Origin of the sequence: Streptococcus phocae, from assembly GCF_001302265.1 — a bacterium.
Taxonomy (GTDB): Bacteria; Bacillota; Bacilli; order Lactobacillales; family Streptococcaceae; genus Streptococcus; species Streptococcus phocae.
Genome location: NZ_LHQM01000010.1, coordinates 120,676 through 137,930 on the forward strand (window position 1 = coordinate 120,676; position 17,255 = coordinate 137,930).

At 39.4% G+C, this 17,255-nt stretch carries 16 protein-coding genes; 11 read left to right on the top strand and 5 right to left on the bottom strand.

Translation table 11 applies throughout. The annotated features are described in order from the left end of the window. The first annotated feature begins 292 nt into the window (after positions 1 to 292). From AKK44_RS03270 to AKK44_RS03280, 3 genes are read left to right on the top strand one after another with little or no spacing between them, the layout of a single operon-like run. Positions 293 to 508, top strand: coding sequence for a helix-turn-helix transcriptional regulator (locus tag AKK44_RS03270; protein ID WP_037595075.1), 216 nt, complete (start codon positions 293 to 295; stop codon positions 506 to 508). Beyond that, complete coding sequence (locus tag AKK44_RS03275; protein WP_054278499.1) at positions 505 to 1,257, top strand: DUF3169 family protein; 753 nt, start codon at positions 505 to 507, stop codon at positions 1,255 to 1,257. Before AKK44_RS03270 ends, AKK44_RS03275 begins: the two co-directional genes overlap by 4 nt. Before the next feature lie 21 nt (positions 1,258 to 1,278). Beyond that, positions 1,279 to 1,974: a CPBP family intramembrane glutamic endopeptidase gene (locus AKK44_RS03280; protein ID WP_054278500.1), complete on the top strand. Its 696-nt coding sequence runs from the start codon at positions 1,279 to 1,281 to the stop codon at positions 1,972 to 1,974. A 75-nt stretch (positions 1,975 to 2,049) separates the two neighbouring features. Here AKK44_RS03280 and AKK44_RS03285 read toward each other — a convergent pair whose 3' ends face one another. From AKK44_RS03285 to nrdH, 4 genes are all read right to left on the bottom strand, one after another. After that, positions 2,050 to 3,300, bottom strand: coding sequence for a chloride channel protein (locus AKK44_RS03285; RefSeq protein ID WP_152911055.1), 1,251 nt, complete (start codon positions 3,298 to 3,300; stop codon positions 2,050 to 2,052). Between the two features lie 108 nt (positions 3,301 to 3,408). Beyond that, on the bottom strand, positions 3,409 to 4,368 hold the full coding sequence (gene nrdF / locus AKK44_RS03290) for a class 1b ribonucleoside-diphosphate reductase subunit beta (protein ID WP_054278502.1): 960 nt from the start codon (positions 4,366 to 4,368) through the stop codon (positions 3,409 to 3,411). 438 nt (positions 4,369 to 4,806) lie between these two features. Continuing rightward, positions 4,807 to 6,966, bottom strand: coding sequence for a class 1b ribonucleoside-diphosphate reductase subunit alpha (gene nrdE / locus AKK44_RS03295; RefSeq protein WP_054278503.1), 2,160 nt, complete (start codon positions 6,964 to 6,966; stop codon positions 4,807 to 4,809). A 13-nt stretch (positions 6,967 to 6,979) separates the two neighbouring features. Further along, positions 6,980 to 7,207, bottom strand: coding sequence for a glutaredoxin-like protein NrdH (gene nrdH / locus AKK44_RS03300; protein ID WP_037595069.1), 228 nt, complete (start codon positions 7,205 to 7,207; stop codon positions 6,980 to 6,982). A gap of 419 nt (positions 7,208 to 7,626) precedes the next feature. Between nrdH and AKK44_RS03305 the strand changes: the two genes are divergently transcribed. From AKK44_RS03305 to AKK44_RS03320, 4 genes are all read left to right on the top strand, one after another. Next, positions 7,627 to 7,890: a phosphocarrier protein HPr gene (locus AKK44_RS03305; protein ID WP_000146945.1), complete on the top strand. Its 264-nt coding sequence runs from the start codon at positions 7,627 to 7,629 to the stop codon at positions 7,888 to 7,890. A 3-nt stretch (positions 7,891 to 7,893) separates the two neighbouring features. Beyond that, complete coding sequence (ptsP, locus tag AKK44_RS03310) at positions 7,894 to 9,627, top strand: phosphoenolpyruvate--protein phosphotransferase (RefSeq protein ID WP_054278504.1); 1,734 nt, start codon at positions 7,894 to 7,896, stop codon at positions 9,625 to 9,627. Positions 9,628 to 9,956: 329 nt separating this feature from the next. After that, positions 9,957 to 11,384, top strand: coding sequence for an NADP-dependent glyceraldehyde-3-phosphate dehydrogenase (locus AKK44_RS03315; protein ID WP_054278505.1), 1,428 nt, complete (start codon positions 9,957 to 9,959; stop codon positions 11,382 to 11,384). A 92-nt stretch (positions 11,385 to 11,476) separates the two neighbouring features. After that, complete coding sequence (locus AKK44_RS03320; RefSeq protein ID WP_054278506.1) at positions 11,477 to 12,763, top strand: polysaccharide deacetylase family protein; 1,287 nt, start codon at positions 11,477 to 11,479, stop codon at positions 12,761 to 12,763. A 71-nt stretch (positions 12,764 to 12,834) separates the two neighbouring features. On the opposite strand, the gene AKK44_RS03325 is transcribed toward AKK44_RS03320, so the two are convergent. Beyond that, the gene (locus tag AKK44_RS03325) at positions 12,835 to 13,935 is read right to left on the bottom strand and encodes a DEAD/DEAH box helicase (protein ID WP_054278507.1); all 1,101 of its coding nucleotides are present in this window, start codon (positions 13,933 to 13,935) and stop codon (positions 12,835 to 12,837) included. Positions 13,936 to 14,031: 96 nt separating this feature from the next. On the opposite strand from AKK44_RS03325, the gene udk reads away from it, so the two are divergent. From udk to dnaX, 4 genes are all read left to right on the top strand, one after another. After that, a complete protein-coding gene (udk, locus tag AKK44_RS03330; RefSeq protein WP_037595061.1) occupies positions 14,032 to 14,658 on the top strand; it encodes a uridine kinase in 627 nt (208 codons plus the stop codon). A 72-nt stretch (positions 14,659 to 14,730) separates the two neighbouring features. Further along, positions 14,731 to 15,000: a DUF1294 domain-containing protein gene (locus AKK44_RS03335; protein WP_054278508.1), complete on the top strand. Its 270-nt coding sequence runs from the start codon at positions 14,731 to 14,733 to the stop codon at positions 14,998 to 15,000. Positions 15,001 to 15,052: 52 nt separating this feature from the next. Further along, positions 15,053 to 15,550: a GAF domain-containing protein gene (locus AKK44_RS03340; RefSeq protein WP_037595059.1), complete on the top strand. Its 498-nt coding sequence runs from the start codon at positions 15,053 to 15,055 to the stop codon at positions 15,548 to 15,550. Then, positions 15,550 to 17,220 (top strand): DNA polymerase III subunit gamma/tau, encoded by a 1,671-nt coding sequence (dnaX, locus tag AKK44_RS03345; protein WP_054278509.1) that lies wholly within the window; start codon positions 15,550 to 15,552, stop codon positions 17,218 to 17,220. Before AKK44_RS03340 ends, dnaX begins: the two co-directional genes overlap by 1 nt. Positions 17,221 to 17,255: the final 35 nt, after the last annotated feature.

A 17,255-nucleotide genomic window follows, 5' to 3' on the forward strand; every position in this document is an offset into this window, starting at 1 on the left:
TATCCTAACATTTTTGACTATTATCGTTGTCAAAAAGAAAATGATATGTTACACTTAGAATAAGTAAAGCAAATGAATAGGAGTTGAGGAACATGAAGCATCACACACATCTTAAGAGTAAGAATATTTGCTTATGGACAAGTGTCCTAATCATTCTCATTTTAAGCTATCATTTAATCAGAGTTTTTTGGTTTGGGGTACCCTTGAGTAATCTCGTTTTGTTTTGTACAGGCTTAACATTGTTGTTAAATGCTTTATCTTATCTTAAAAAATAGGCATAGAGGAGGAATCAATGGCATTTATTCTTAAAAACCGTCTGAAAGAGTTAAGAGCCAGAGATGGCATTAACCAGACGGAAATGGCCAAGTTAGCTGGTGTATCAAGGCAAACCATTAGCCTTATTGAGCGTAATGAGTACACACCCTCAATTGTGATAGCCATGAAGATTGCTAAAGTGTTTCAAGAATCAGTTGAAGAGATTTTTAGTTTAGAGGAGGTAAAGGAATGAAGAAGCAGCAGAATAGTGTTTTACGTTTTTTAAAATTCTTATTGCTTGGGGGGTTAGTAGGAGGAATTATCGGAGGACTATTGGGAGCTTATTTAGGTTATCATGGTGGAAACGTCGTTTTCCCAACAGAAGAGGTGTTTCGTCTACTGGTTAGCTTAAATCGTTTCATAGTCGGAATAGGTCTGGTTCTATCCTTTATGCTGTTAATGCAACTGAAAAAAACAACGGATGCTTATAACATGGTTGAAGAAGATGATGAGTCTGAAGAACCCTATCGTCAATTGAATAAAAAACACGCTTACACATCATTATTGATTGCGGTGATGCACGCTTTAGCGACGCTCAATATATTACTAAATATCAAATTGAATTTTGGTAATGATTATGCAAATATGGAATTGTCAATTTTAGATTTTATTTTATACTTTATGGTAATACCGATCCACATTCTTGCCATGAAACGTTACAATGCTATTCGAGGAACCGCAGTCCCATATTTCCCAAATCTTAAAGAAGTGCGACAGAATATTATGGCATTAGATGAAGCTGAGCTCCAAGCTTATTATAAAAGTTCTTTTGACACCGTGCTATCTTTACAAGGTATTATCATCCCATCTCTTTATGCTTTTCTATTTATCATTTACCTATTAACTGGTCAACTTGAATTAACAGCAATTCTGGTGTTAGTTTTTATTCAGCTGTACTTACTGATATCAAGTGCTAAAGCAACCTGGAAATTTTATCGCTAATTAAAAGAAAAGAGGCTTCTAATGACACTTATCATAAATACTTTAAAACTTATTGGACTAATTATTCTGACAGTAATGTTTAATTTCATACCGATGCTATTATTACAACAACAAACCGTCATTCCACTGGCGTTAAAGTGGATCTTAGGCATTATCTATTTACTGATTGTTGCTATTAGTATGTTCTTTTTATGGAATTACTATCAAAAGCAACAAGATCCGGCTATCAAAAACCAAAAGATGAGGGCTAGAGACTGGGGCTATCTGGTTCTCTTCTGGTTTTTAGCACGCGTTGTTGCTATTCTTGGAACGGTTGTTAACCAAGCGCTATCAGGACAGCAGATGAGTGCTAATGACGCGGCATTGCAGTCGCTATCTGCATTTACAAAAGGAGGATTTCCATTTTATACCGTTCTATTTATTCTTGCGATGTCTGTGATTGCTCCTGTTATGGAGGAGTTGGCCTTTAGAGGGATACCAATGGTATTGCTCTTTAAAGGAAAATCAGTTATTTGGGGAGCAATAGTGACGTCTTTGGTATTTGCTGCTTTGCATGCTACAAATATTATTGAATTAATACTTTATGGCCTCATGGGCTTGATCTTTTTCATGGCTTACCAAAGGCGTGGCCTACTATTAGATTCTGTTTTGCTACACATTGCAAATAATTTTCCAATAGCTATTTACCTATTGCTAATAGGCATGGGAATCATTTGATAAAATAAGAAAACACCTGTGTAATTGGGCAATGAAAACCAACTAAACAGGTGTTTTTATTATAGTAGACAGTTATTAATAAAGTTTTACTCTCTTCATCACCTTATGGTAGATTTTAGGTGCGAGGTAGGCCACTAAGCTAGCAATAGCAATGGGAATGACGGTTGGTAAGGATTGTCCTGTGATTTCAACAAGGAATATAGGAGCTGTTAGGGGCATGCTGTTAACAATTCCTAAAAAGAGCGCCGATCCAACCATAATGGCCAAAGGTATTGGAAGGTTGAGGTCAAATAAGGCGTTACTGACAGTAGCAATCAGAAAAGCACTTGCCCCACCAAGCATCATTGAAGGAGCGATTTTTCCTCCTTTAGCTCCTGAGGCAAAGACTAGGTAAACAGCGATAGCTTTGGCTAACAACAGCAAAGCAATATAAGAAAACTGGTTGTTTTGATGAAAGACAAATAACAAACCTGCTTTCCCATTTCCCATAATTTCAGGGAAGTAGATGCTTAAACCAGCAGCAACAACAAAGGCAAGAAAAACATTGCGGACAAAGCTAGGTTTTTGGGGATTGGGTTTAGGGAGTCTCGTTAGTAAATATTTGTACCCATAAGCTAAAAGAGATAGCAAGAGACCAGCAAGTGCTGCCCACACAAGCGTTGTAATACCCCAATATTGCTGAGGCATGAGGTATTGAATGTCGTGATGGCCACTTAGAAAGGCCACAACTTCGACAGCAATTACACTTGTTAAGATAGCAGCAAAAGCATTTTTGAAGGACCATTTTTGAAGAATGGCCTCCAGGATAAATAAGATGGTAGCTAGCGGAGCATTATAAACAGCTCCTAAAGCAGCACCAGAAGCACAAGCTAACAATAAGGATTGCTCTGCCTGTGCTATGTTTAGAGGTTTCGTCCAAAGAGATGTCATTGCGACAGCCACCTCGCGAGAAGCCCCCTCGCGTCCAACAGGAGCCCCCATGGAGACAGTGATTAATTGAATCCAGCCATGAAAAAATTGTGACCAGGGGCTAAAATGGTTTTGAGAATGGATGGTTTGACGAATGGTTTGCAGAGGTTTGCCTTTGAGGGCTAATAATCGCCACCCAAAGCCTGCAATCAGTCCAGCAAGTAGCAAGGATATCACACGTCTTTGTGGGCTGACCTGTGCAATCATCGCGCTGAAAGAGCCTTGTGCAAATCCGAAGCTTACGGATTGAATAAGGTGGATAGACTTGGTCAGTAAATGCGCCACAATTCCTGCAGTGATACCGGTTAAACAAAGATAGCCTGTTTGTTTCAGGCCGCTTAAAAATCTAATCATCATGATGTCTATTATAACAAAAGAAATGAAAAGAGGTAGAAAAAGGGTTTCCAATCACACACTAGCTTTGCCATGTTGTGGATAAGAAACGCGTTTTTCTATCTCTTTTAGTTAGAGTCCGTAGGTGTAATCATCATCTGACATGGCTTCAACAGAGCCTAGAAGATAACCATTACCAACTTGTGAAAAGAAATCATGGTTAGAAGTCCCTGTTGAGATACCATTCATAACAATAGGATTGACGTCATTAGCTGTATCCGGAAAAAGAGGATCTTGACCAAGATTCATCAAGGCTTTGTTAGCATTGTATCGTAGAAATGTCATGACTTCTTCGGTCCAACCGACACCGTCATAAAGGGTTTTGGTGTAGTTTTCTTCATTTTCATAAAGTTGATACAGCAAATCATACATCCAATCGCGAAAACGATCTTGCTCTTCTTCTGGTAATTCGTTGAAACCAAGTTGAAATTTATAGCCAATATAGGTGCCGTGAACGGACTCATCACGAATAATCAATTTTATGATTTCTGCGACGTTGGCGAGTTTATTATTTCCAAGGTAATAAAGAGGTGTGAAAAAGCCAGAATAGAAAAGGAAGGTTTCTAGATAAGTAGAGGCAACTTTTTTTTCCAAGGCAGTGCCATTCTCATAAATATCATTTATGATTTTTGCTTTTTGCTGTAAGTATTCGTTGTTATTGGTCCATTCAAAGATTTCATCAATTTCTTTTTTAGTGTTTAAAGTTGAAAAAATAGAAGAATATGATTTTGCATGGACAGATTCCATAAATTGGATATTATTAAGAACAGCTTCTTCGTGAGGGGTACGAACATCCTGACGGATAGCTTCGACACCCGATTGGGACTGCATGGTATCCAGAAGCGTTAAGCCTCCAAATACTTTGCCGACTAAATCTTTTTCAATGTCAGGTAGTTTTCGCCAGTCATCTAAATCATTTGATAGAGGAATTCGGGTATCCAACCAGAACTGTTCGGTCAACTTTTCCCAAGTTGACTTATCAATAACATCTTCAATTTCGTTCCAATTGATTGCTTCATAATATGTGGTCATGGGGTCTCCGATATGTTGTGATGTAATAAAGTAAAGAAAGGGCTTGTTATCAATGGATTTTTTACTTGAGTCTGTGGCGGTTTATCTTTTTTACGTTCCAAAAGAATCATTATCTTTTCTGAGAAAAAGGCTCAGAAAAATAGCTGGTGGCGACTATTAGGGTTTGTTGTCATCTTGTTTTGGACAGTTTGGGTTATTTTTTGGCTAGTTATGCTAGCTGGTATAATTAACCTCACCATTTATAATTTTGATAAGGAAGGACCGTTATGGCCACTTTTTCTTATCGACTTATTCTTTGGAGGAATGGCTATTTTTATGGGGCATCAGTGGTTTAAACTTATCCTGTGCCTAAAACGTTCTAAATAAGAAAACATGTCTAAGGCAGTAAGAGCCTTAGACTATTTTCTTAGCAAAACGCAATCTGATAGTTTTAGGTGATTAAACAACACAACTTTCACACTGGTTTGCACCAACTTCTTCGCCATCATCTGTAAAGGTACGCACATAGTAAATTGACTTGATGCCCTTATTAAACGCATAGTTTCTCAAAATAGAAAGGTCTCGAGTGGTCTGTTTGCTTTGTGTTTTCCATTCATATAATTCCATAGGCAGTTCGCTGCGCAAGAAAAGGGTTAGTGATAATCCCTGATCAACATGCTGAGTAGCAGCGGCATACACGTCAATGACTTTTCTCATGTCCATGTCATAGGCTGAAGTATAGTAGGGAATCGTATCTGTCGACAAGCCGTTTGCAGGGTAATAGATCTTACCGATTTTCTTTTCCTGACGTTCTTCAATCCTCTGAGTAATAGGGTGAATAGAAGCAGAGCAGTCATTGATATAAGAGATGGATCCGTTAGGAGCAACAGCTAAACGGTTTTGATGGTAGAGACCATCTTTTTGAACAGCCTCGCGGAGCTTTTCCCAGTCGGATGCTTGCGGGATAAAGTGTCCTTTGAATAATGTCTTAACCAAATCAGATTGAGGAACATGTTGCCCTGATAAGTATTTATCAAAATAGCTGCCATCAGCATATTTTGACTGTTCAAAGCCAACGAATGTGGTTTGACGCTCACGAGCAATATTATTGGATTCAACAAGAGTCCAGTAATTCATTAGCATGAAATAAATATTAGTAAATTCAATAGATTCTGGGCTGCCATATTCAATGTGATGTTGCGCGAGATAGGAATGAAGTCCCATTGCTCCGAGACCGAAAGTATGTGCTTGGCTATTGCCATTTTTGATGGTTGGGACAGCATCGATACTTGAAGAGTCTGTGACAAAGGTTAATGCTCTAGTCATTGCCTTAATTGAGCGACCAAAGTCAGGCGAAGTCATCATGTTAAGGATATTAGTAGAGCCCAGATTACATGAAATATCAGTACCCATTTTTACAAATTCTTGAGCATCATTAATGAGACTAGGCGTCTGCACTTGAAGAATTTCAGAACACAGATTACTCATGATGATTTTACCGTCAATGGGATTTTCTCGATTAGCGGTATCAATGTTAATGATATAAGGGTATCCGGATTCTTGCTGCAGCTTAGAAATTTCGGTTTCTAGGTCACGAGCTTTAATCTTAGTCTTAGCGATATTAGGGTTGGCCACTAATTCATCATACATTTCTGTGATATCAATGTAGTTAAAGGGCGTACCGTATTCTTTTTCAACGTGGTAAGGGCTAAATAGGTACATGTCTTCATTATTTCTAGCGAGTTCATAGAATTTATCTGGAACTGTAACGCCAAGCGATAATGTTTTGACACGAACTTTTTCATCAGCGTTTTCTTTTTTAGTTGATAAAAAAGAAATGATATCAGGGTGAAAAACGTTTAGATAAACAACTCCCGCACCCTGTCTTTGCCCAAGTTGGTTAGAATAGGAAAAACTATCTTCAAACAATTTCATCACAGGCACGACACCAGAGGCTGCCCCAGCATATCCTTTGATTGGAGCGCCAGCTTCTCGCAGATTAGAGAGACTGATTCCCACTCCTCCACCAATACGGGATAACTGTAGTGCCGAGTTGATGGAGCGTCCAATAGCGTTCATGTCATCGGTCACTTGGATAAGAAAACAAGAAACCAACTCTCCCCTGCGACTGCGTCCAGCATTTAAAAAGGACGGTGTGGCTGGTTGATAGCGTTGATTAATCATCTCGATAGATAGGTCTTTGGCTAATTCTTCGTTGCCATCAGCGAAATAAAGCGCATTGAAAAGAACGCGATCTTCGAAACTTTCCAAGTAAAAATGCCCATCATTAGTTTTCAAGGCATACTGTTGATAAAATTTATAGGCCGCCATAAATGATTTGAAACGAAATCCTTCAGATGCAATTGTTTCAGCCAACTCAGTAATGAAATGAGGGGAATATTTGCGAATAAAAGCTTCTTCGAGGTAATCGTTATCAATCAGATACGCAATTTTTTCGGTGATGGATGAAAAGGTCATGGTATTTGGGATGACATTCTCAGTGAAGAAGGCTTTAAGAGCCTCTTTGTCCTTATGAAGAGGAATTTTGCCATTGACTGGACGGTTAATTTCATTGTTTAGGCGAAAATACGAAACATCGCCAAGTTCTTTGAGGCTCATAGTAATCTTTTCCTTATCTAATTGATAACAGTTGTTTTAATTTTGCAGGTTGAAAACCAGAAAATACGACATCGTCAGATTCAATAATAGGCGCAGAAGTGAATCCCAAGCCTCTGACATGGTCAATTTTTTCGGGATGCTCATCAAGATTGATTTCTTGAAAATCAGCCTGGTGCTGCTCTAAAAATTTCTTTGTCATTTTGCATGGCATGCAATTATTTTTGGAATATAGTGTAATCATATTTAAGTCCTTTTTGGTCGTGTTGATTCTTTTTTTGAAAAAGAATCTCTTACTAGCATATAAAAAAGAAGAGCAAAAAGCAAGGTAAAAAGCAAGGGATTAAACACAATATCTAGTGGTGAAAAAGAGAAACAGTCCTAAATATTGTGTCTAATCACGTTTTCATAGGGTTTTCAAAAAAATAATGAAACAATCAATTCATGTCGAGATAGCCTCGTTGTGACGAAATCATAGATTTCTCTAGTAGAGAAAGAAAATTGATTTAGTAAAAGTTTGAAAAAATCTGGAAAATATTTCAAAAATTTTTCCGTATGAAACATTTAATCTTGAAAATAAAAAATCATTATGCTATAATCTGTTGTTGTAAGGGTTATCATGAGGTGACTCAAATATACACAACTTAAAAGGAGAACCATACTATGGCTTCAAAAGATTTTCACATTGTTGCAGAAACAGGAATTCATGCACGTCCAGCCACTTTGCTTGTTCAAACAGCTAGCAAATTTGCTTCAGATATCACTTTAGACTACAAAGGTAAAGCAGTTAACCTTAAATCAATCATGGGTGTTATGAGTCTTGGTGTTGGCCAAGGCGCTGACGTAACAATCTCAGCTGAAGGTGCTGATGCAGACGACGCTATTGCAGCAATCGAAGAAACAATGACTAAAGAAGGATTGGCATAAAAAATGACAGAAATGCTTAAAGGAATCGCAGCTTCAGATGGTGTTGCTGTAGCCAAAGCATATCTACTTGTTCAACCGGATTTGTCATTTGAGACTATTACAGTCGACGATACAAATGCAGAAGAAGCTCGCCTTGATGTTGCATTACAAGCTTCACAAGACGAGCTTTCTGTTATCCGTGAAAAAGCAGTAGAAAGCTTAGGAGAAGAGGCGGCAGCCGTTTTTGATGCACATTTGATGGTTCTTTCTGATCCAGAAATGATCAGCCAAATCAAAGAGACTATTCGTGCTAAACAAACAAATGCTGAAACAGGGCTTAAAGAAGTGACAGACATGTTCATCACTATCTTTGAAGGTATGGAAGATAACCCTTACATGCAAGAACGTGCAGCTGACATCCGTGACGTTGCAAAACGTGTCTTGGCTCACCTTTTAGGGGTTAAATTGCCAAATCCAGCTACAATTGACGAAGAATCAATCGTTATTGCGCATGATTTGACACCTTCAGACACTGCTCAACTTAACAAACAATTTGTAAAAGCATTTGTTACAAACATCGGTGGCCGTACGAGCCACTCAGCTATTATGGCACGTACCCTTGAAATTGCTGCGGTGCTTGGAACAAATGATATTACAAAACGCGTTAAAGATGGCGATATGATTGCTGTTAACGGTATTACAGGCGAAGTCATCATTGACCCAAGCCAAGAGCAAATCGAAGCCTTTAAAGCAGCTGGCGAAGCTTATGCGAAACAAAAAGCTGAGTGGGCTTTGTTAAAAGATGCGCACACTGAAACTGCTGACGGCAAGCACTTTGAATTAGCAGCCAACATTGGAACACCAAAAGATGTTGAAGGAGTTAATGAAAATGGTGCTGAAGCAGTTGGTCTTTACCGTACTGAGTTCCTTTACATGGACTCTCAAGATTTCCCAACTGAAGATGAACAGTATGAAGCTTACAAAGCTGTTCTTGAAGGCATGAACGGTAAACCAGTTGTGGTACGTACCATGGATATTGGTGGAGATAAGGAACTTCCTTACTTTGACCTTCCAAAAGAGATGAACCCATTCCTTGGTTTCCGTGCCCTCCGTATCTCAATTTCTGAGACAGGTGATGCCATGTTCCGTACTCAAATGCGTGCCCTTTTACGCGCATCTGTTCACGGACAACTTCGCATCATGTTCCCAATGGTAGCTCTTCTTAAAGAATTCCGCGCAGCAAAAGCAGTTTTTGACGAAGAAAAAGCAAACTTGTTGGCTGAAGGCGTTGCTGTTGCAGATGATATTCAAGTGGGTATTATGATTGAAATCCCAGCAGCTGCTATGCTTGCTGACCAATTTGCCAAAGAAGTTGATTTCTTCTCTATTGGGACAAATGATTTGATTCAATACACCATGGCAGCAGACCGTATGAACGAACAAGTATCATACCTATACCAACCATACAACCCATCAATCCTACGTTTGATCAACAACGTGATTAAAGCAGCTCACGCTGAAGGCAAATGGGCAGGAATGTGTGGCGAGATGGCTGGTGATCAACAAGCAGTTCCACTTCTTGTTGGAATGGGACTTGACGAGTTCTCAATGTCAGCAACTTCTGTGCTTCGTACACGTAGCTTGATGAAGAAATTAGATTCTACAAAAATGAAAGAGTATGCAAACCGTGCCCTTACAGAATGTTCAACAGCAGAAGAAGTTCTTGAACTCTCTAAAGAATACGTTTTTGACAACTAAACTCATTAAGGAGTTGGAGCAATCCATCTCCTTTTTTCTTTGCTGTTGTCTAACCTATCAAGGATAAAATATATTAAAAAAAGATGAAATATTATTTGATGCATGAAATTAAAATGATAAAAAATCCAAGTAAATTTTATAAATGCGCTATTTTTCAAAGGGCATCAAAGTTAATACTTTCAGACTAAAACAATGCTAAAAGAAATAGGTTTGTGAAGTTTGTCGCTAAAAAAAGCGGAAATACCATCTGCTTTTTTGTGTGTCTAATATTTGAAATATGCTCGAAAAGTGATAGAATAATATTACTATCGTAAAAGGAGAACAAAATTTTGACGAAACAATACAAAAATTTAGTGAATGGTGAGTGGAAACTTTCTGAGAAAGATATTAAAATATATGCACCAGCAACAGGCGAAGAACTAGGTAGCGTTCCTGCGATGTCTCGTGAGGAAGTGGACCATGTTTATGCTTCAGCAAAAAAAGCTTTAGCAGATTGGAAAGCGCTTTCTTACGTTGAACGTGCGGCTTACTTACATAAGGCTGCCGATATCCTCGTACGTGATGCTGAAAAAATTGGGGCTATTTTATCAAAAGAGGTTGCCAAAGGGCACAAAGCTGCGGTTAGTGAGGTTGTTCGTACCGCTGAGATTATTAATTACGCCGCAGAAGAAGGTCTTCGCATAGAAGGCGAAGTGCTTGAAGGCGGTAGCTTTGAAGCAGCTAGCAAGAAAAAAATAGCCATCGTTCGACGCGAACCAGTTGGTTTGGTTCTTGCGATTTCACCATTTAACTACCCAATCAACTTGGCGGGTTCAAAAATTGCGCCAGCACTTATTGCAGGGAACGTCGTTGCCTTAAAACCACCGACACAAGGGTCTATTTCAGGTCTCTTGCTAGCAGAAGTGTTTGCTGAAGCAGGTATTCCAGCAGGCGTCTTTAATACGATTACAGGACGTGGTTCTGTTATTGGAGATTACATTGTAGAGCACGAGGCGGTCAACTTCATCAACTTTACAGGATCTACAGCAACAGGTGAAGGCATTGCTAAACTTGCTGGAATGCGTCCAATCATGTTGGAACTGGGCGGTAAGGACTCAGCCATCGTGCTAGAAGATGCTGACTTAGCCTTGGCAGCTAAAAATATTGTTTCAGGGGCTTATGGCTACTCTGGACAACGTTGTACAGCTGTTAAGCGTGTCTTGGTTATGGATAGCATAGCTGATGAGTTGGCTAAACATGTTTGCGCTCTTGTGAATAACCTAAGCGTTGGCATGCCTGAAGATAACGCAGACATCACACCGCTAATTGATACCGCTTCAGCAGATTTTGTTGAAGGGCTCATTAACGATGCTAGCGACAAAGGAGCTACTCCACTAACAGATATCAAGCGAAACGATAACCTTATTTCTCCGATTGTTTTTGACAATGTTACGACTGATATGCGTTTGGCATGGGAAGAACCTTTCGGACCAGTCTTGCCATTTATCCGTGTGACTTCTGTTGAAGAAGCTATTGAAATCTCAAATGCTTCTGAGTATGGCTTGCAAGCATCTATATTTACCAAAAACTTCCCACAAGCTTTTGCCATTGCAGAAAAACTCGAAGTTGGAACTGTTCACATCAACAACAAAACACAACGTGGTACAGATAACTTCCCATTCTTGGGTGCTAAAAAATCTGGAGCAGGAGTTCAAGGGGTTAAATATTCGATTGAAGCAATGACTAATCTGAAATCAGTAGTCTTTGACATTCAGTAATCAGACCAGGAAAAAAGTTAGGGTAACCTAACTTTTTTTGGTTTATTTTAAGCTTAAATTATGATAAAATGGCAGTGCAATGGAGGAAGAAAGTGAAAAAAATAAATTACATCCTAATCGTTTTGTTAAGCTTGTCACTCTTGGGGATAGCCTTGTTTTTCATCAATGATTGGAAGGTTAAACGAGATATTCAAAATCTAGTAACAGAGCAACAAACCAAACCAAACCAAACACCGAAAATACAGGCGGTCAAACACATTAAAAATGGAGATCATGATTTTTACTATTTTTCTCCAATAAAGACAGTGGATCGGTTTTACGACTCAAATCTTCCCACCTCGCTGTATGCCAATCAGCCTAAGAATAAAGCTGTTGTCATGATTAAGCCTCAGTTTGAAAAATCCAACTTAAAAAACGTCAAACAACTGGCGATTTCCCAGACGGTTTACCGTGTTAAGCCTTTCGGGTTGCAAAAAATGTCTCAAAAAATCATTAGTCGATACCATGTAAAAGAAAACTATGAACGTTTTACGTTAAAGGATTTGGTCTCTGGGCATTTAGAACGAATTGAACAAGAAGTTAGCAAACATTATCCTGAAAAGTCCTTCGCTTTATCCAAAAGCCAAGCTTTGTCTGAAAAAGATGATCTCTTAAGTGATGGGTTTCGTGTGGTTTCGGGCAAATTGAAACTAACTGATGGCATATCGATTCCTCTTGCGGATCTTTTTGATGTCATTGATGTTGGTGTTTTAGAAGCCTCAGAAAAAGCAGCCTATGACGATTATCAGGCTAAAAAGAAAGCAGAAGAAGCACGTCGCACTCAAAAACTGGTTGCCTTGACCTTTGATGACGGTCCTGATCCGTCCACGACCCCACAAGTATTATCGATTTTAGCAAAATATCAGGCTAAAGGAACCTTCTTTATGTTGGGGTCTAAAATAGCAGGAAATGAAAGCTTGGTCAAAAAGGTAACAGACGCAGGACATGAAATTGACAACCATTCGTGGGATCATCCTGACTTAACGACCTTGACTGCTGAACAAGTTAAAGAACAAGTTAACAATACGTCAGAGGTAATCAAGAAAGCATCAGGACAAGGTCCAATTTATTTACGACCTCCATATGGAGCTACTAACGAGAGTGTCCGAAAAGCTTCTGGTTTGACCGAGATGCTATGGACAGTAGACACAAGAGATTGGGAAAACCATAGCACTAATGGAATCATGGCTAATCTCAAACAGCAATTACAACCAGGTGGTGTTGTGCTCATGCATGATATTCATCAAACAACGGTTGATGCTCTACCAATTGTTATGGAATACTTAAAAGCTGAAGGGTATCAGTGTGTGACCTTAAAAGAGTTATTTGGCACTAGGTAAGATAAACGAAATACGAAAAAAGCACTGAGACTAGTCTCGGTGCTTTTTGAAATGAATAGATGACTTGTCAATTAGTAGGAAACCCGACGATCTTTTGCTACCAACTGCTGATTTTTCAACTCAACTTCAGCAACTTTAGCGAATTTCTTGAGTTTTTTGATGTCTTCAGGATGGTTAACAAGTGTGATGACGACCCCTCGTTTTCCCATGCGACCAGTACGACCAGCACGGTGGGTATAATTTTCTTTGTCTCGTGCGACTTCAAAGTTAATCACATACTCAAGGTTATCAATGTCGATACCTCTTGCGACCAAATCAGTTCCTAGCAAGAGGGAAATTTCTTGATGTTTGAATTTTTCTAAAATGGTTTTTCGAAAGCGAACATTGATATCGCTAGCCAGAGAGACCGCAGATGCACCGGCATATTGAAGGCGCTCTTCAGCCGCCCCTAAGTCTGACAAACTATTGAAGAAAACGAGTCCTCGGAAATTAGGAATGTTTGAAAATTTTCGTAATAAATCGGTTCGTTCTCTTTGGTCTACAACCAAATAGTAGTGCTCAATTTCAGTCAATGCTTGGTCAGACAAATCAATCAAAAGGGTATCTTCGACTAAATCTGCCTGTGCTACTTTATTGGTGGCACTCATATAAATCATCTGATGGTCACGAGGCACGTGGTGGGTAATTTTTTGCACAAAATGATATTGTGAGTCGCTCAATAGTTCATCGTATTCATCTAAAATGATTGTTTCGATAGACATCATTTTGATTTTTTTGAGCTTGATTAGTTCAAAAACCCGTCCAGCAGTACCAATGATAATTTCAGGTCCTTTTTTCAAACGTTCAATTTGACGTTTTTGGCTGGTTCCTGAGATAAATAGCTGCGCGGTTAACCCTAGTGGTTCTGCCCATTCTTTGGTAACCTCAAAAATTTGTCCAGCTAACTCGGTATTTGGTGCTAAAATCAGCAATTGTTGTGATTTTTTTGGTGTTAGCTTTAAAAGGCTTGGAAAGAGATAGGCTAGGGTTTTACCTGTACCTGTAGGACTAATTCCTAGCACATGCTGGCCTTGTGTAATGTGGGGAAAAGCATGTTGCTGGATAGGAGTTAGTTCTGAAAATTGAAGCTGGGCAAGTTTTTCTTGCCACGGTTTTGGAAAAGTTGTTATCATGTAGGATCCTTTAATTATTATTCTATATTCATTATAGCATTATAGTGGCATTTTTGGTAAAATAGAGGGAAAGACTTTTTAGATTTGGAGTTTGTAATGTTTAAAAGACCCATTATTATTGGTGTAACTGGTGGCTCTGGTGGTGGAAAAACCAGCGTTTCGCGTGCCATTTTAGATAGTTTCCCCAATGCACGAATTGCGATGATCCAGCACGATTCTTATTACAAGGATCAGTCTCACATGAGTTTTGAAGAGCGGGTTCAGACCAATTATGATCACCCGTTAGCTTTTGATACAGATTTTATGATTCAACAGCTAAACGAACTTTTGGCAGGTCGACCAGTTGATATTCCCATTTATGACTACAAAGAGCACACAAGAAGCGATAAAACATTTCGTCAAGAGCCCCAAGATGTTATTATTGTTGAAGGCATTTTGGTGCTAGAAGACGAACGCTTGCGCAACTTAATGGATATTAAGCTGTTTGTAGATACTGATGACGATATTCGCATCATCCGACGCATCAAGCGCGACATGATGGAAAGAGGAAGAAGTCTTGAGAGCATTATTGAGCAATACACCAGTGTTGTCAAACCAATGTACCATCAATTTATTGAGCCAAGTAAGCGTTATGCGGATATTGTGGTTCCTGAGGGAGTTAGCAACGTTGTGGCTATTGACCTTATCAACACCAAAATCGCAAGCATATTAGGCGAATTGTAATATTATAAATCTTGAGCAGGTTCTTAGAGAACTTGCTCAAAATTTATTTTTTGAGAAATGGTTAGGAAAAACATGATAGAAAAACTACTGATTCTGTTACTGTGCTGGAATGGTGTGGTATTTGTGCTTTACGGGATTGACAAAAAAAGAGCTATTCAGCATAAATGGCGCATATCAGAAAAAACCTTGATCATTGCGACCTTGTTATGTGGGGGACTAGGTGCTTGCAGTGCTGCCAAGTTTTATCACCATAAAACGCAGAAATGGTACTTCAGATTGAGTTGGTATATAGGGTTGGTCTTAACCATGCTTTTGCTTTATGGGATAGTAAAAACCAGTTAGTCAAGTCCCTACCTTAATAGAGAATATTCTGTAGATGTGATATAATAAATCTATGAATGAAACAAAGAAAATTGAAATGTATCAAACCATGTTAGCCCAGGCAAAGGCGCTATTTTCGAAAGAACGAAATGCCCTTGCAAACCTTTCTAATGCCAGCGCTCTTTTGAACATGACCTTGCCCAATACAGTTTTTGCAGGTTTTTATCTTTTTGACGGTCAAGAATTAGTTCTAGGACCCTTTCAAGGAGGGGTGTCTTGTGTTCGGATTGAGCTTGGCAAGGGAGTTTGTGGCGAAGCAGCGAAGCTGATGAAAACGATAATTGTCGAGGATGTCAAAACGCATGACAATTACATTTCTTGTGACTCTGCGGCGATGAGTGAAATCGTTGTTCCTATGATGGTCTCTAATCGTTTAATCGGCGTGCTAGATTTAGATGCCAATCTTGTAGGGGACTATGATACTATCGATCAAACTTACTTGGAACAGTTTGTAGCTCTGCTGATTGAAACAACTGATTTTAAATTTAACATGTTTGGAGTGGACGCTTAATGTATCAAGCCCTTTATCGAAAATACCGCAGCCAGACCTTTGCTGAAATGGTTGGTCAATCAGTCGTTTCAACGACTTTGCGGCAAGCTGTCGAGTCAGATAAGATAAGCCATGCTTATCTTTTTTCTGGTCCCAGAGGAACTGGTAAAACCAGCGCAGCCAAAATCTTTGCTAAGGCCATGAACTGTCCAAATCAAAAAAACGGTGAGCCATGCAATCAATGCGACATCTGCCGCGACATTACCAACGGCAGTCTAGAAGATGTTATTGAAATAGATGCTGCTTCAAATAATGGAGTTGATGAGATACGAGATATTCGTGACAAGTCAACCTATGCACCAAGTAGAGCAAGACATAAGGTCTACATTATCGATGAGGTCCACATGTTGTCGACAGGAGCATTCAACGCCCTGTTAAAAACGTTAGAAGAACCCACTAAAAATGTGGTCTTTATTTTAGCCACAACGGAATTACACAAAATTCCTGCCACCATATTATCAAGGGTGCAGCGCTTTGAATTTAAAGCAATTAAACAAGCCGCCATCCAAGAACATTTGGCTTGGATACTAGAGCAAGAATCTATTGCTTACCAGGCGGATGCCCTGAACATTATAGCCAGACGTGCCGAAGGTGGGATGCGCGATGCCCTTTCTATATTAGATCAGGCATTGAGCCTTTCTACCGACCAAGGGGTTTCATTGGAGATTGCTGAGGAAATCACGGGCTCAATTTCTATAGTAGCTCTGGACGATTACGTCCATCACTTGATGGCAGAAGATGCTAGTCAAGCCTTGAAAAATCTTGAAACAATTTATGATAGCGGCAAAAGCATGAGCCGCTTTGCCACAGATTTATTGACCTATCTCCGAGATTTGCTCATGGTTAAAAGCGGGGGAGATAATTCCCGCCAATCGTCAGTTTTTAATGAGAATTTGGCGATTTCTTTAGATCGCATTTTTCAGATGATTGCAATCATCACTAGCCATCTACCTGAAATTAAAAAAGGTAGCCATCCTAGAATCTATGCTGAAATGATGACCATTCAACTGGCAAAACAACAGCAAGCCGCATCGGATGTACCACTGCAGATAGTAGAAGACTTTGAGCAACTGCGGCAAGAAATGGTGCAACTTAAAAACGAGTTGCAGCAATTGCAGCAGTCTCCAGAGTCTGTTTCGCATAAAAAAATGCGCTCAACGAAGTCGCCTGCCTTTACCTACAAAGTTGATCGCGCGAAAATCTTACAAATTATGGAAGAAACGGTTCAAGATAGTGAGCAGTCTCGCCGCTATTTAGATGCTTTAAAAGGCGCGTGGCATGAAATTCTAGATAGCATTTCAGCGCAAGATAGGGCTTTATTGCTAGGATCAGAACCTGTTTTAGCTAATAGCGAAAATGCTATTTTAGCCTTTGAAGCAGCCTTTAATGCTGAGCAGGCCATGGCACGGCAGGATTTGAATGCCATGTTTGGCAATATCATGAGCAAGGCAGCTGGCTTTTCTCCAAATATTTTGGCAGTCCCAAAAACAGATTTTCATCACCTGCGCTCAGAGTTTGCACAGAGCCTTAAATCAAGCAAAGCAAAGCCTGAAGACCAACCTTCAGAAAACATCCCCATTCCAGAAGGTTTTGATTTTCTAGCTGATAAAATCAAGACCATTGACGATTAATAATAAAAAGAAAATTCATAGTAGAATTTTCTTTT